Here is a 14,166-nt window from a genome sequence, read left to right on the forward strand (position 1 = left end):
GCTCAGCCCTCGACGTCGTACCGGAGCATGAACTCGCCGGCGTCGAGCACCACATAGCTCACCTCGACCGGCGTGCCGTCCTGCGTGAACGCGGTGCGGGTCACGGACAGCACGGGTGTGCCCGGCTCGATCCGCAGCTCCTCGATCTCCTCGATCGTCGGCATCCGGCCGACCACGTCCTCGCGGAACCGGACCGGCGCGTGCCCGGCCTCGGTGAGGCGCGCGTGCGTGCCGCCCGGTCCGACGTCCTGCGCGGCGATGGGCGTCCCCGCCGCGACCGACGCCGGCAGGTACGACGTCGCGAACAGCACCGGCTTGCGCTCGCGCAGATGCAGACGCTCGCGCACGGTCACCTTGTCGCCCTCCGCGAGGCCGAGCGCGGTACGGACCTTCTCCGGCGGGTCGGCCTCCGCGGTGACGGCAAGAGTGCGGACGGTGAGTCCTGCGCCGGTCTCGTCGACCTCGGCGGTCACGGTGGAGTCGTCGACCGCGGCGCCGGTGGTGTCCCGGATGATCGGCTCGAAGGTGCGGACGAAGACACCGGAGCCGTGCCGGGTCACGGTCAGCCCCTCGTCCTTGAGCATCGACAACCCGTGGCGCGCGGTCATGCGCGCCACGCCGTAGTTCGACATGAGCGCTGCTTCGCTCGGAAGGCGGTCGCCCGGATTGTAGGTCCCGGAGCGGATCGCGGCACGAAGATCCTTGGCGATGCTTGCGGCAGTCACACGTCCCTCTCTAGACACGGAACCCACCTAACCCGCAGCCAGTGCGTATACGCAACTTTTCGGCGTAGCGGTTGCGGCTCTCCGCCGAGCCCCAACAGGCTGTCTATGTGCCTAGAGGTAGGCGCGGAGAGGTGGGAGAGATGGCGACGATAGCGGGCAGTCTGGCCCGTTCCGCGGCTGGTGCGGCGGACCTGCTGGCGGAGGTAGGGGATGCACGGATCAAGTGGGTCGAGGTGTTTCGCGACCATCTGGTCGTGCATCCGGCGCGACTGGCCGAGGGGGCGGACATCGCCGCCCAGCTCGGGATCACCGTCGCGACGGACTACCCGGCCACGCAGCCCGGATTCACGGTGTGGACGGGCCGGTGGAACGACATGGACATGTTCGTCTACGGCCAGCTGCGCGGAACCGCGCGGCCGGTCCGGGCGTGGCCGACGTGACCGCCGGCCCCTGTGCGGCGGACCCCGGCGCCGGCGGCTGTCCGACGCCGGGAGCGCATCTCGCGGAGCTCGTCGAGGTCACCGCGCTGATCGCGCACGTCTTCGACATCCACACCCTGGACGTCCGGGCAGGCGTGGACCACCTCGATCTCGAGGACGACGTGGTGGGCGTCCTGACCGTGGACGTCGTCGCTGCGCGGGTGCGTGACGCGGCGCGGCTCGCCGGGATGCTCCACCTGGCGGAACACCGGGGAGACCACGACGGCACGGGTTCGGCGGTGTGGCGGTGCTGGACCGGCTGGGTACCGGTCGCCGAACGGGGGCTGGCGGTCTCGCTGCGACTGACGGCCCCGGTACGGCGCTGAGCAGGGCACGGCTGGCACGCCGGAGCGGCCGATCGCTCGGGAACGAGCAACGCCCCAGGTCAGGATCTGCATCCTGACCTGGGGCGTTGCCCTGTGGAGCGGGTGACGGGAATCGAACCCGCGCTATCAGCTTGGGAAGCTGAAGTTCTACCATTGAACTACACCCGCATCGTCCGGTTCTGCCCGGGTATCTGCCGTTTGCGAATCCCGCTAGGGTTCCGCAACAGCGCCCGTGAACCTGGCGTGCGACCCGATCATACCCAAACTCGCCCAGATGCCGAACCGGGTTTCGGAGCGAGTGTCGCCGAGCAGCCGGAGCAGCCGTGACCGAGCACCCCAGCGAGAAGCCGACCGAGCCGATCTACCAGGAGACGAAACCGCTGCCCCCGCGGCCGTCGGGACCGCCGCAGCCCCCGCCACCCCCGCCCCCGGGCGACACCCGTGCCCTGCGGAACCCGAAGGCTCCAGCGGGCACGACGGCGCCGGGCGCCGGACCGGCGAACTACCAGCAGCAGTACGACTACGACCGGCCCACCCCACCGGTGGAGCACGTGCCGGGACGCAAGTCGCGCCTCACCGCCGGGCTGCTCGGGATCCTGCTGGGCGTGGTGGGAGCGCACCGGTTCTACCTCGGGTACAAGGGCCTGGGCTGGATCATGCTGCTCATCACCGCGGTGTCCCTGGGGCAGGCATGGTTCGTGCCCGCGATCTGGGGTGGGATCGAGGGCATCCTGTACCTCGTGATGCGCAAGGGCTACTGGTCGGTGGACTCGAAGCACAAGCCGCTGCAGTGGTGACGGTCACCCCGTGAGGTCGCGGCGCTACCCCGGTGCGGGGCGGCGCCGCCCTGTGGCGCCCAGTACCGTATCGGGGTGCTCCTCTCCGACCGCGATATCCGTGCCGAGCTCGAGGCCGACCGCGTAGTCCTCGACCCGTACGAACCGTCGATGCTCCAGCCCTCGAGCATCGACGTGCGCCTCGACCGGTACTTCCGGCTCTTCGACAACCACAAGTACCCGTTCATCGACCCGGCCACGGACCAGCCGGAGCTGACCCGCCTCGTGGAGGCGGACAGCAGCGAGGCGTTCGTGCTGCATCCGGGGGAGTTCGTGCTCGGGAGCACGTTCGAGTCCGTCACCCTGCCCGACGACGTCGCGGCCCGCCTCGAGGGCAAGTCCTCCCTGGGGCGCCTGGGCCTGCTCACCCACTCGACGGCCGGGTTCATCGACCCCGGGTTCAGCGGGCACGTGACCCTGGAGCTGAGCAACGTCGCGACCCTGCCGATCAAGCTGTGGCCGGGAATGAAGATCGGGCAGCTGTGCTTCTTCCGCCTGTCGTCGGCGTCCGAGCACCCGTACGGGTCCGACCTGTACGGGTCCCGGTACCAGGGTCAGCGCGGCCCGACGGCGTCCCGCTCCGCGAAGAACTTCCACCGCAGCGAGGTGTGACCGCCGGCGGTGGTCGGCGCCGCTGGCCGTGCTCGTCGAGCGGTAGGCTCCGGATGCCCGGCGCGGACCGGGCATCCGGACGTTTGAAGGGACCCCGATGGCAGCTCCCCAGCTCCCGCTCTTGCCGCGCACCGTTGCGCAGGGACACCAGGCACGACACATCCTGACCGTGCCCGGTGACGTGGAGCTGGACGAGATCGAGGTCCTCGCCCTCTCCCGCTTCTCCGCCACGCGGTGGGACGTGGTGCCACCGGGGATCCTGCCGGGCAACGTCGCGGGAGCGCCGCAGGGCCGCCGCGCGCAGGGCAAGGAGGTCGGCGTGCTGCGCGTCTCGCGCCACGCCGTGATCAACGGGCCGTACCGGCCTGCCGGCGAGGGGTTCGACGTCGGGGTGCCGCCGGGTGCCGCGATGGCGTTCGACGTCGTCTGCCATCGGGAGCGTGGCGAGGCACCGTTCCCGGCCGGCGACCGTGACGGCATAGGACGGGCCTTCGCCGCCGGCATGCCCGAGCGCGAGGAGCGCCGCCTCGTCGAGTGGCTCGTCTCGGTGGCGCGCCGCCTGGGCGGGTCGCTCCGCCTGGACGTGGGCGCGATCTGGGACGCTCCCGGCACTGCAGCGGGCCCGACGGCGAAGCCCGGATCCGGTGTGGTGCTCACGCCGGACGCCGGAGCGGCCATCGACATGACTGTCTACTCCGACGTCTGGCTCGACCCGCAGGCGGCGCACGCGATCCTGCAGAAGGTGCACCCGCGCGCCCGCCTCCACATGGACGGCCAGGAGTGGGGCGGGCCGCCCCAGGGGATCGCCGACAAGCCGCTGTATCCCGGCGACCCTCTGGACCCCGAGCTGCGCAAGATGCTGCACGCGGCTGCCGACGACTACGACATCAAGGCACTCACCGGCCCGCGCGTCCTGGACGGGTACGGACTCGTCGTGGACCTCGACGTCGACGGGATCGTCGCCGTGGAGATCTCGGGCGAGGAGAAGCTGCCACGCCTGCTGCGCGGACTGCCGTGGGCGGAGCAGGGCGCGGTGCGCTACTGGGTGCACTGGGAGCCGCACGACCCCGTGGAGTCGCAGCGGGAGTTCCCGTCCATGGAGCTACGGGTCGCGCGGAAGCGCGCGGCGGAGCTGGTGGCCCGGCTCGCCGGCGCCATCCACGCTGCCGCCGGAGGCGAGATCGCCGACGAGGATGGCTTTCTGGTAGACCCCTCCGACCTCTGAGGCTGCCGGGTCAGAGGTACTGGCCCGGGGTCCGGCGCTCGCCGCCCGACTCGTCGTCGTGACCGCCCGGCATGGTGGGGCCGCCCGGTCCGCCCGGGCCGAACGTCCCGCTGCCGGGTGGCAGCGCCCGCCGCATCTGCGAGAGCTGCGCCTGGGCCGCCATCTGCTGCGCCACGAGCGCCGTCTGGATGCCGTGGAACAGGCCTTCGAGCCAGCCCACCAGCTGCGCCTGAGCCACCCGCAGCTCGGCCTCGGAGGGCGCGGAGTCGTCCGAGAACGGCAGGGTGATGCGGTGCAGCTCCTCGACGAGGTCGGGGGAGAGCCCGTCCTCGAGCTCGTGGATCGACCGCTCGTGGATCTCGGCCAGACGTGAGCGCGCAGCCTCGTCCAGCGGGGCGTCGCGGACCTCGTCGAGCAGCCGCTTGACCATGCCGCCGATGCGCATGACCTTGGCCGGCTCCTCGACCTGGCCCACCACGGCCTCGGCCTCGTTCATCTCGTCCTCGCCGTCGTCGCCCTCGGCCGTGTGGTCGGACGGCACGGCGGCGCCGTCGGGGGTCACCACCTGGGGGTGGGCGGCGGACGTTCCGTCGTCGGGTCGCTCGCGGTCGGGGCTGTCGTCGCGTCGCTCGTCGGACTGGGGATTGGCTCGCTCGTCGGTCATGAGTCCAGTCTTGCCCGGATTGCCTGTCGTTCGCATGGCAGTATTCCGGCGCGAACGAAATTGTCGACCATGCCTATATATAGGCACGGGTTGATCAGGGGACCAGGAGGACTTTGCCGAAGGCCTCGCCGGACTCCAGCAGCTCATGGGCCGACTGCGCCTCGGCGAACGGGATGCGGGCATGGACCACCGGCCGTACCTGTCCGTCGGCGATCAGCGGCCAGACGTGCCGCTCGGTGTCCGCGACGATGCGGGCCTTCTCGTCCGCGGGCCGCGACCGGAGCAGCGTGCCCGTGACGGTACCGCGCCGGGCGAGGAGGTCGGTGAGGTCGAGCTCGCCGCGCCGCCCCTGCTGCATGCCGATGACGACCAGCCGGCCGCCCCGGGCCAGTGCGCGGACGTTGTCGCCCAGGGCGCCGCCGCCGAGCAGGTCGAGCACGACGTCGGCGCCGCGGCCGTCCGTCGCCCGTCGCACCTCGTCCACGAAGTCCTGCTCCCGGTGATCGATGACCAGCTCGGCCCCCAGGTCGGCGCACCGCGCCGTGCGCTCCGGTCCGCCGGCCGTCGTGGCCACGTGCGCACCGAGCGCCCGGGCGAGCTGGATGGCGAAGGTGCCGATGCCGCCGGACCCGCCGTGCGCGAGGACCCACTCGCCGGGGCCCAGGCGCCCGACATCCACGAGGTTGTTCCAGACGGTGCACGCTGCTTCGGGAAGGGCTGCCGCGTCCACCAGGTCGACGCCGTCGGGAACCGGCAGCACCTGCGTCTCGCGAACCACTACCTCCTCGGCATAACCGCCGCCTTCGAGCAGCGCGGTGACCTGGTCTCCGGCACGCCAGCGCGACACGCCGGGCCCGACACGCCTCACAGTTCCGGATATCTCGAGACCGGGCCAGTCGGGGGCACCCGCCGGAGGGGGGTAGTATCCGGCGCGTTGGAGCAGGTCAGCACGGTTCACGCCGGCAGCGGCGACAGCGATCACCACGTCCCTTTGGCCAGCAATCGGTGGATTCAGGGAGGAAATGGAGAGTTTCCCTGATGGGCCCGGTCCAGATATCGTGACGGCTCGCACATCGATGAAGCCTACTTCCGTGTGGCCTCACGAGGGTCGTCAGCGGAAACCGGGTGCCGGTAACTTGTACGCAGCACCGAGGGTCGTTCGGCGGGCACACGCACGCCACCCCCTTCCGGATCAGTGATGGAGAGAGGTACGCATGTTCCGCAGGTTGGGAGTGCGCGGGAAAGTTCTTGCGACACTGGTCACGCCTGCCATCGTCCTGGTCATCGCAGCGGCGTACATCATCGGCCTGTCGGTGGTCGACGCTATGCGCGCGCAGCAGACGAGCGATCTCGTCGCCGCGCTGAAGTACCAGGACGAGGCAGGAACGAAGTTCGCGCAGGAGCGGGCGTACAACATCGTGGGGATGATCGACGACACCGAGGCCGGCATGGCGGCCCGTGTCGCTCTGCTGCAGGGCAAGCCGGCGATGGAAGACGACGGCGTCACCCAGGCGACCAATGAGGACGGCAGCCCCAAGTGGGAGGCCGATGCCGCCCAGGCGCAAACGATCACGGCCCTCGACGAGCGCGACGAGGCCCTGCTGGACATCGACATCTCGATGCTCGACCAGCGCGTCAAGAACGCCGTGGCCGAGACCATCCAGGACCGTGCGGCCATCACCGAGGTGCAGAAGAAGGTCGCCAACGGACAGCTCACCGAGCAGCGTGCGACGGACGCGTACGGCGGATACATCGACGGTGCCCTCGAGGTGATGGACGCCATCGCGGACACGTCGGAGGATCGCGAGCTGGGTACCCGGCTCGAGGCGTACCACTCGATGGACCAGCTCATGCTGACGAACACCTATGAGCGTCCGGTCGTGAGCCTGGCTCTCGGCATCTTCAACAACCACCCGCAGGGCCCGGAAGCATCCAGGACGATGGCGCTCCGTGCGGCCGACCTGGTGAACCTGGGCGACCGCCAGTGGGACGAGACGCAGGACCTCTACGACCGCATCCCCGGCGACTACCAGGTGCCCGTCATGGACGGCGCCCTCGGCACCGTCCGCGGCCACGTGGCGCGGGGCCAGCTCGACGCCATCCAGCCGGCGCAGGTGGAGGCGTTCGGGGGAGAGTCCGCCAAGTGGGTCGAGGAGGGTCGCATCGTCCGTGACGCGGTCCGCGAGGACGCCTCCGACTTCGCCCAGGAGCAGGCAGACGTCGCCGCGAACCGTGCCTACCTCACTGGTGGCGTCGCTATCGCCGCCCTCGGCTTCTCGATCATCACCGCGCTCGTCATCGCCCGCCGTCTGGTCTCCCCGCTGCGTCGCCTCACCCAGGCCGCCGGCGTGGTCCGTGACCGGCTGCCCACCCTCGTGGAGCAGGTGTCCGTGCCCGGGCAGGGCCCGAGCATCGACCTCGACCCGATCACCGTCGAGTCGTCGGACGAGATCGGCCAGCTGGCCGCGGCGTTCAACGACGTCAACCGGACGACCATCGACGTCGCCCGCGAACAGGCGGCCCTCCGCGGCTCCATCGCCGAGATGTTCGTCAACGTGGCCCGCCGTGACCAGGTGCTGCTCAACCGGCAGCTCGCGTTCCTGGACGACCTCGAGCGTTCCGAGGAAGACCCGTCGACGCTGTCGAACCTGTTCCGGCTCGACCACCTCGCGACCCGGATGCGCCGCAACGCGGAGTCCCTCCTCGTCCTCGCGGGCATCGACTCGGGCCGTCGCGTCCGCCAGCCCATGCCGGTCTCCGACGTCATCCGTACGGCGTCCTCCGAGATCGAGTTGTACGACCGGGTGCGCCTCAACCTCGTCGTCGACCCGATGATGCTGGGCCACAACGCGCTGAACGCGGCGCACCTGCTGGCCGAGCTCCTCGAGAACGCGACGATGTTCTCCGAGCCGCACACCCCGGTCGAGGTCACCACGGCCCGCGACGAGCAGTTCGTCACCGTCGTGGTCCGCGACCACGGGCTCGGCATGAACCCCGACGAGGTGGCCGAGGCGAACCGCAAGGTGCTCAGCCACGCCGCGTCGGACGCCGTGGGCGCCCAGCGTCTCGGCCTCTACGTGGTCGGTCGCCTGTCGGACCGGCTCGGCGCCCTGGTCGAGTTCGGCGTCGGCGAGGGGGGCACCGGCACCGAGGTGACGGTCCGCTTCCCCGCGGTGCTGTTCATGCCGGACAACGCGATGCCGCTGCCGATGCCGACGGACCCGCTGGAGGCCAACACGCAGGCGGCCGCCTCGCAGTTCAACGGGGGCCTGACCGCCGGTCCGGGTACCGGTGCGATGCGGGGCGCGGGTGCGCCCACCAACGGTTTCGGTTCGCCCGCGATCACCGCAGCTTCGCCGGCAACGACCTCCGTGCCGCAGCAGGGCGGCATGCCGGTCCCCACCGGTACGTCGCAGATCGCCGCTGCCGCCTTCGCGGCGCAGCCGGCACCCGCCGCGCAGCAGGTCGACATCAACGCCCTGACGGACGGCACGACGGCGCTCGGCCTCGCCCGGCGCCGTAGCTCGACGGCCGCGCAGCCGGCGGCGGAGACGACGCCGACCGGATCCATCGTGCTGCCGGAGATCCAGACGCCGTCGCTCCCGCAGGAGTACCAGGGTGACGACAACGCCTGGGCCCCGCCGTCGAACGTGTCGGAGGGCAACTCCCTGCCGAGCCGCCAGCGGGCGCCGAAGCAGGAGGAGCCCGTCGCGCCGGTGTTCGAGGACACCACGCCGGCTGCGGTGGACGTGGACCAGCGCAGCGCCCTCTTCTCGAGCTTCCGCTCGCTGAGCACGATCGACCCGGCCGAGGGCGGCGGCACTCAGTCGCTGCAGCTCGACCCGGTCACACAGGACCCGGCCGCGCTGCCAGGGATGTCCGACACCGACGTGATGCGGTTCCCGGCAGGGAGCGGAAACCAGGCGCCCCAGGCGCCGGCACCCGCCCGCGGCTTCGGCGGACCGGCGGAGGGCTACCGCAGCCCGGTCCAGGGCGAGGACGGCCAGCCGCAGGGCTTCGAGGCAGAGGGCCTCGAGGGTCCGGACTCGTCCTTCGAGGCACTTCCTGCCTTCGAGGAGCTCATGGCGGACCTGCCGAGCCGACGCTCGACCGGTTCCGGCAGCCAGCAGGGTGGCAAGCCGGCCCAGCAGAGGCGTGGCCTGTTCGGTCGTCGGCCGGGCCAGCCCGCCACCGGAGAGCTGCGGGCCTACCAGCCGCAGGAGCGCCCGGCGTCGCGGCCGGTCCAGGCCGTGGGTGGTCCGGTGGCCGGTGTGCCGAGCTTCGGTGCGCCCAACGCCCCGAGCGCCCCGAACGCGGAGACGCAGAGCTTCCAGGCACCCGCGGGCCTGCCGCAGGACTTCCAGCCGCCGGCCGGTCTGCAGGACTTCCAGCCGCCGGCGGGTCTGCAGGACTTCCAGCCGCAGAGCGGCCCGCCGCAGGGCGCTTCGGCCCCGCAGCCTGGCGCTCCGCTGACCGATGCTTTCCCGGTCCAGCGTGAGCAGGCCCCTGCTCCGGCGCCGAACCCGCAGCCGGCTGCTGACCCGACGTATCAGCGGGGCTACCAGGAGGGCTACCAGCGGGCGGTGCGGGAGTCGCTCACGTCGGCGACGCCGGCCGTGCCGAGTGCCGCCCCTGCCGCGAGCAGCGCTCCGGCGCAGCCAACGGCCCCGGTGCAGGGCAGCAACCCGTTCGTCGACGCGGCGCCGCGAGCGGCGTCGCCGGCGCCCGCACCGGCTCCTGAGCAGGTGCCCACCTCGTTCGCGTCGAGCCCGGCGACCCAGGCCGTGCCGATGGCGACCGCGCAGCAGTCCGCCGAGGCTCCCGCCCGTGAGTTCAGGGAGCCGTACCCGACGGGTGCTGTGTACGACCCCACGTACGGTTCGCCGACGCCGCTCGCCAAGCGGGCCGCCGGTACGGACGGTGACGGGAAGGACCCGCTGGACCCGCAGTACGTGCGGGACTCGGTGGAGGCTCGGTCGGAGTGGACCGCTTCGGCGGTCCTCTACGAGGAGATGACAAGCCTCCTTCGCCGAGGGGCTTATCAGGAAGATGATGTGAAAGAGAACGACTCGTACCGTCCGGCAGCCGTCAACACCGAGGTTGTCAACGGCGGTCTGACCCGCCGCACTCGCGGTGCCTCCGGCACCGGGGCGGATCCCACTGTCGAGCGCCTCTCGGCTCGCATCGACCGTGATCCCGAGCAGCTTCGCTCGCGTCTCTCGGCGTTCCAGTCGGCCACCGCGCGTGGCCGGTCGGAGTCCGTGGACGAGCGCGGATCGGAGCACGAGAACGGCAAGAAGGCCGATGGGGACTCGACGTGGGCACCCTCGACCGTGAATCATGTCCCTGACTCAGCGCCGCAGTCGCGGTGACAAGCGCGTCTGTGGATTCTGACTAGGAGGAACAGAGAGTGACCCTCAGCACCGAAGCAACGAATTTCGGGTGGCTGCTCGACAACTTCGTGCGTACCGTTCCCGGCAGTCGGCACACGCTCGTCGTGTCGGCAGACGGCTTGCTCATGGCGATGTCCGACCAGCTGGACCGCACCAGCGGCGACCAGCTCGCGGCGATCGTTTCAGGTATGTCAAGCCTTACGCGTGGAGCTTCTCGGCAGCTCAACGGCGGTAATGTCCGTCAGGCAATCATCGAGATGGACAACGGCTTCCTTTTCCTGATGAACGTCTCGAACGGGTCCGTACTCGGCGTGGTGGCGGAGGCTACGTGCGACATCGGTCTTATCGGTTACGAGATGGCTCTCCTGGTGTCCCGCACCGAGGCCACGCTCACGCCGCAGCTGATCTCGGAGATGCGTGGCAGCCTCCCGGTCGATGGGCAGACCCGAGCCGCCAGCGTGGGATGAGGACTCGACCATGACGTATGCACCTTTCGGTTCCCAGGGACAGGGGGACGTCCGTGAGACGTCCACCGTGCGCCCCTACGCGGTCACCGGAGGCCGGGTCCGGTCGGAGCTGTCCGACCTGCCGCTCGAAGCCCTCGTGGAGGTTCTGCCCGGCGCGGTCAGCAGTTTCGGGTTGCCTCCCGAGAAGCGCGCGATCCTCCAGCACGCCGCGCACACGTATGTGTCGATCGCCGAGCTCTCAGCCCTCCTGCGGCTGCCTCTCGGTGTCGTTCGAATCCTTGTGGCGGATATGCAGGAGGAAGGGCACGTCACCGTGCACACCTCGACACCGGTTAACGTCCACACAGGCCACGGCAGCTCGAACTCGGGCCTGTCGCTGAGCGTCTTGGAGAGTGTTCTGAATGGCATTTCCGCCCTCTGACGGCGGGGCCCGCAGCGGTCCCAACTGGGCCCCGGTGTCGGGTAACGCCGGCACCGCGACCGCTTCCTCGAACGCGCCTGCGCGCCAGAGCGTGCTGGGCGGCGGCGGTGGTGCTCCGGCACCCACCGCGCAGGCGTCCCGCCCGGCGCAGGCGCAGCCTGCGCCGCCCGTGATGCAGCAGGCTCCGGCGGGCAACGCCGGGGCACAGGGTGCTCCGAACGCGCAGCCCGCGGCCGAGCGCACGGCGCCGACCGTCGTCAAGATCGTCGTCGCCGGTGGGTTCGCCGTGGGCAAGACGACGTTCATCGGTTCGATCTCCGACGTGGAGCCGCTGAACACCGAGGCCGCCATGACGGAGCACTCGGTCGGCGTCGACGACGCCGGCGGCGTCACCGACCGCAAGACCACGACCACGGTGGCGATGGACTTCGGCCGTGTCGAGCTCCCGGGCAACCTGTGGCTCTACCTGTTCGGCACGCCGGGCCAGGACCGCTTCCTCTTCATGTGGGACGACCTGGTGCGGGGCGCCATCGGTGCCGTGGTCCTCGTGGACACCGACCGCCTGGAGCAGTGCTTCCCGGCGATCGACTACTTCGAGTCGCGCAACATCCCGTTCGTCGTGGGCGTGAACTGCTTCGACGGCGTGGCCAAGCACCGGCTGGAGGACGTGCGCGAGGCGCTGCAGATCCCGGCGCACGTACCGATGCTGTACACGGACGCACGCTCCCGCGCGGCGACGAAGCAGACGCTCATCGCGCTGGTCCAGCTCGCGATGCGTCAGCTGCGGTCCGGCGCACAGGCGCAGGGCTGAGGCAGGTCCAGCACTCCGCGGACGGCGGGCCACCCTGAGGGCGGCCCGCCGTCGCTGTTCCGGCAGACGTTAGACTGTGTGGCCGCGCCGTGGTGCCAGGTGCACGGCGGGACGCGGCCCACGAGGAGGGCTGACAGAGCGGCCTAATGTGACGGTCTTGAAAACCGTTGTGCGGCAACGCACCGGGGGTTCGAATCCCTCGCCCTCCGCAGGGTGATGACGCGGGACATCGTTGATAGATGTCTCGCGTCATCGTCATATCAGGGACGTTCGTCTCGAGAGCCCGGCCGAACTGTCAGGTGATGTCCACGATAGGCAGGCGCAGTGCGGCCGGGGCGGCCTCCGGTACGACCGGAGCAGTGGGGCGTACCGGCTCCACGGTCCGGTAGCCGGACCCGAGCGCCGGACGTGCGTCCCGCTCACCCGCGTTGGGCCACAGCGCGCACGCACGCTCGGCCTGGGCCGCGATGGTGAGTGAGGGGTTGACCCCGAGGTTCGCGGTGACGGCCGCCCCGTCCATGACGTGCAGGCCGTCGTGACCGAACACCCGCAGGTACGGGTCGACGACGCCGCCGTCCGCGTCGGACCCGATGGCGCAGCCGCCGAGAATGTGCGCGGTCAGCGGGATGTTGAACGGGTCGCCGATGGTGCCGCCGGCGATGCCGTCACCGCCGTCGCCGCCCATCTTGTCGGCCATACGACGTACGGCCTCGTGCCCCTCGGGGATCCAGCTGGGGTTGGGGGCGCCGGTGCCCTGCGTGGACGTCATGAAGCGGCCGAACAGCGCCCGCTTCGTGATCGTCGTCAGTGAGTTGTCCTGCGCCTGCATGACCAGGGCGATGACGGTGCGCTCGGACCACCGACGCCAGTCGACCAGGGCGGGCAGCGACCTGAGGTTCTTGCCCATCTCGCCGAACCACCGGACGAACCGGAAGGGTCCGCCGTCGACGAGCAGGTGCTGGAGTGCGGCCATGACGTTGGAACCGTGGCCGTAGCGCACGGGCTCGATGTGGGTGCTCTCGCTCGGGTAGAACGACGACGTGATGGCGACGCCGCGTGAGTAGTCCGTCGTGCCGACCCTGCGCGTCATCGCGCCGAGCAGCGCCTCTGAGTTGGTGCGCGTGAGGTGTCCGAGCCGCTCCGACAGTCTCGGCAGCGTGCCGGCGTCCTTCATGGCGTGCAGCAGGCGCTGGGTGCCGAGGGTGCCCGCACCGAACACGACGTGACGTGCGGTGAACCGCCGTCGGCCGCCCCACATCCTGCCGGTGCGGTGCGTACGGATCTCGTAGCCGCCGCCCTCACCCCACGAAGCGTCCTCGCTGCGCTGCGGTCCTTCGCGGGGGCCCCGGGAGGCGGGCAGCGGTCGCACGACGTCGGCCGTGGTGAGCGGGTGGACCTGCGCGCCCGCGCGTTCCGCGAGGTAGAGGTAGTTCTTGACGAGGGTGTTCTTGGCACCGTGCCGGCAGCCGGTCATGCACTCGCCGCACTCGGTGCAGCCGCTGCGTTCCGGTCCGGCACCGCCGAAGTAGGGGTCGGCGGCACGGCAGCCCGGAGTTGGGTCCTCGGCACCGCCCGGACCGAAGTACACGCCGACGCGGGTGGGCCGGAACGTGTGGCTCACGCCCATGTCCTCTGCGACACCTCGGATGATCGCGTCCGCGGGGGACCGGCCGTGGTACTGGACGACGCCGAGCATGCGCTCTGCCTGGTCGTAGTACGGCGCCAGCTCGGTCTTCCAGTCGGTGATGTGGGACCAGGCGGAGTCCGCGTAGAACGGGTCCAGGGGCCGGTACAGGGTGTTGGCGTACACCAGGGAGCCGCCCCCGACGCCCGCGCCAGTCAGGCACAGCACGTTGCGCAGCAGGCGTACCCGCTGGATGCCGTAGCAGCCCAGGGCGGGCGCCCACAGGAACTGCTTGAGGTGCCAGGAGTTCTTGGCGAACTCGTGGTCCTCGAACCTGCGCCCCGCCTCGAGCACGCCCACCCGGTAGCCCTTTTCGGTGAGGCGGAGAGCGGCAACGCTGCCGCCGAAGCCTGACCCGATCACCAAGACGTCGTAGTCCATGACCGCGAATGTACCCGCTATTGACGCAGTGTGAAATACGCGCCCGGTGGGGACTGTCGGGACGCGGCTCCGGCGAGCTCCTCGCCGAGGGCGCGGATGGATTCGGGCAGAAAAATTGGCGGGATGCTGCCGATCCTCGGCC

At 70.7% G+C, this 14,166-nt stretch carries 13 protein-coding genes and 2 tRNA genes; 10 read left to right on the plus strand and 5 right to left on the minus strand.

The features are described 5' to 3' along the window. Positions 1–2: 2 nt before the first annotated feature. Positions 3–725, minus strand: a complete 723-nt coding sequence (locus tag ACFSL2_RS18675) for a GntR family transcriptional regulator (RefSeq protein WP_377199279.1) — start codon at positions 723–725, stop codon at positions 3–5. Between the two features lie 140 nt (positions 726–865). Between ACFSL2_RS18675 and ACFSL2_RS18680 the strand changes: the two genes are divergently transcribed. After that, positions 866–1,165, plus strand: coding sequence for a hypothetical protein (locus tag ACFSL2_RS18680; protein ID WP_377199280.1), 300 nt, complete (start codon positions 866–868; stop codon positions 1,163–1,165). Further along, positions 1,153–1,530, plus strand: coding sequence for a hypothetical protein (locus ACFSL2_RS18685; protein ID WP_377199281.1), 378 nt, complete (start codon positions 1,153–1,155; stop codon positions 1,528–1,530). The genes ACFSL2_RS18680 and ACFSL2_RS18685 overlap by 13 nt, the downstream gene beginning before the upstream one ends. A 94-nt stretch (positions 1,531–1,624) precedes the next feature. Here the strand turns inward: ACFSL2_RS18685 and ACFSL2_RS18690 are convergent. After that, a tRNA-Gly gene (locus ACFSL2_RS18690) sits at positions 1,625–1,698 on the minus strand. A gap of 155 nt (positions 1,699–1,853) precedes the next feature. Here ACFSL2_RS18690 and ACFSL2_RS18695 point away from each other — a divergent pair. From ACFSL2_RS18695 to ACFSL2_RS18705, 3 genes are all read left to right on the plus strand, one after another. Next, a complete protein-coding gene (locus tag ACFSL2_RS18695) occupies positions 1,854–2,327 on the plus strand; it encodes a TM2 domain-containing protein (protein ID WP_377199282.1) in 474 nt (157 codons plus the stop codon). 75 nt (positions 2,328–2,402) lie between these two features. Next, a complete protein-coding gene (dcd, locus tag ACFSL2_RS18700) occupies positions 2,403–2,978 on the plus strand; it encodes a dCTP deaminase (RefSeq protein ID WP_377199283.1) in 576 nt (191 codons plus the stop codon). Positions 2,979–3,075: 97 nt separating this feature from the next. Further along, positions 3,076–4,203 (plus strand): hypothetical protein, encoded by a 1,128-nt coding sequence (locus tag ACFSL2_RS18705; protein ID WP_377199284.1) that lies wholly within the window; start codon positions 3,076–3,078, stop codon positions 4,201–4,203. A gap of 10 nt (positions 4,204–4,213) precedes the next feature. Here ACFSL2_RS18705 and ACFSL2_RS18710 read toward each other — a convergent pair whose 3' ends face one another. Further along, positions 4,214–4,867 carry a bacterial proteasome activator family protein gene (locus tag ACFSL2_RS18710; protein WP_377199285.1) on the minus strand — a complete coding sequence of 218 codons (654 nt, stop codon included), beginning with the start codon at positions 4,865–4,867 and terminating at the stop codon, positions 4,214–4,216. A 94-nt stretch (positions 4,868–4,961) separates the two neighbouring features. After that, positions 4,962–5,939: an NAD(P)H-quinone oxidoreductase gene (locus ACFSL2_RS18715; protein WP_377199286.1), complete on the minus strand. Its 978-nt coding sequence runs from the start codon at positions 5,937–5,939 to the stop codon at positions 4,962–4,964. A 142-nt stretch (positions 5,940–6,081) separates the two neighbouring features. Between ACFSL2_RS18715 and ACFSL2_RS18720 the strand changes: the two genes are divergently transcribed. The 5 genes from ACFSL2_RS18720 to ACFSL2_RS18740 all read left to right on the plus strand — a co-directional run bounded on the left by ACFSL2_RS18720 (position 6,082) and on the right by ACFSL2_RS18740 (position 12,168). Then, on the plus strand, positions 6,082–10,239 hold the full coding sequence (locus tag ACFSL2_RS18720; protein WP_377199287.1) for a HAMP domain-containing sensor histidine kinase: 4,158 nt from the start codon (positions 6,082–6,084) through the stop codon (positions 10,237–10,239). 38 nt (positions 10,240–10,277) lie between these two features. Continuing rightward, complete coding sequence (locus ACFSL2_RS18725; RefSeq protein WP_020017525.1) at positions 10,278–10,727, plus strand: roadblock/LC7 domain-containing protein; 450 nt, start codon at positions 10,278–10,280, stop codon at positions 10,725–10,727. Positions 10,728–10,737: 10 nt separating this feature from the next. Further along, complete coding sequence (locus ACFSL2_RS18730; RefSeq protein ID WP_020017526.1) at positions 10,738–11,148, plus strand: DUF742 domain-containing protein; 411 nt, start codon at positions 10,738–10,740, stop codon at positions 11,146–11,148. 172 nt (positions 11,149–11,320) lie between these two features. Continuing rightward, complete coding sequence (locus tag ACFSL2_RS18735) at positions 11,321–11,959, plus strand: GTP-binding protein (protein ID WP_377200853.1); 639 nt, start codon at positions 11,321–11,323, stop codon at positions 11,957–11,959. A 124-nt stretch (positions 11,960–12,083) separates the two neighbouring features. Continuing rightward, positions 12,084–12,168, plus strand: a tRNA-Ser gene (locus ACFSL2_RS18740). An 86-nt stretch (positions 12,169–12,254) separates the two neighbouring features. Here the strand turns inward: ACFSL2_RS18740 and ACFSL2_RS18745 are convergent. Further along, a complete protein-coding gene (locus tag ACFSL2_RS18745) occupies positions 12,255–14,024 on the minus strand; it encodes a GMC oxidoreductase (protein WP_377199288.1) in 1,770 nt (589 codons plus the stop codon). Positions 14,025–14,166 lie beyond the last annotated feature (142 nt).

Origin of the sequence: Promicromonospora aerolata (assembly GCF_042682255.1) — a bacterium.
Taxonomy (GTDB): domain Bacteria; phylum Actinomycetota; class Actinomycetes; order Actinomycetales; family Cellulomonadaceae; genus Promicromonospora; species Promicromonospora aerolata.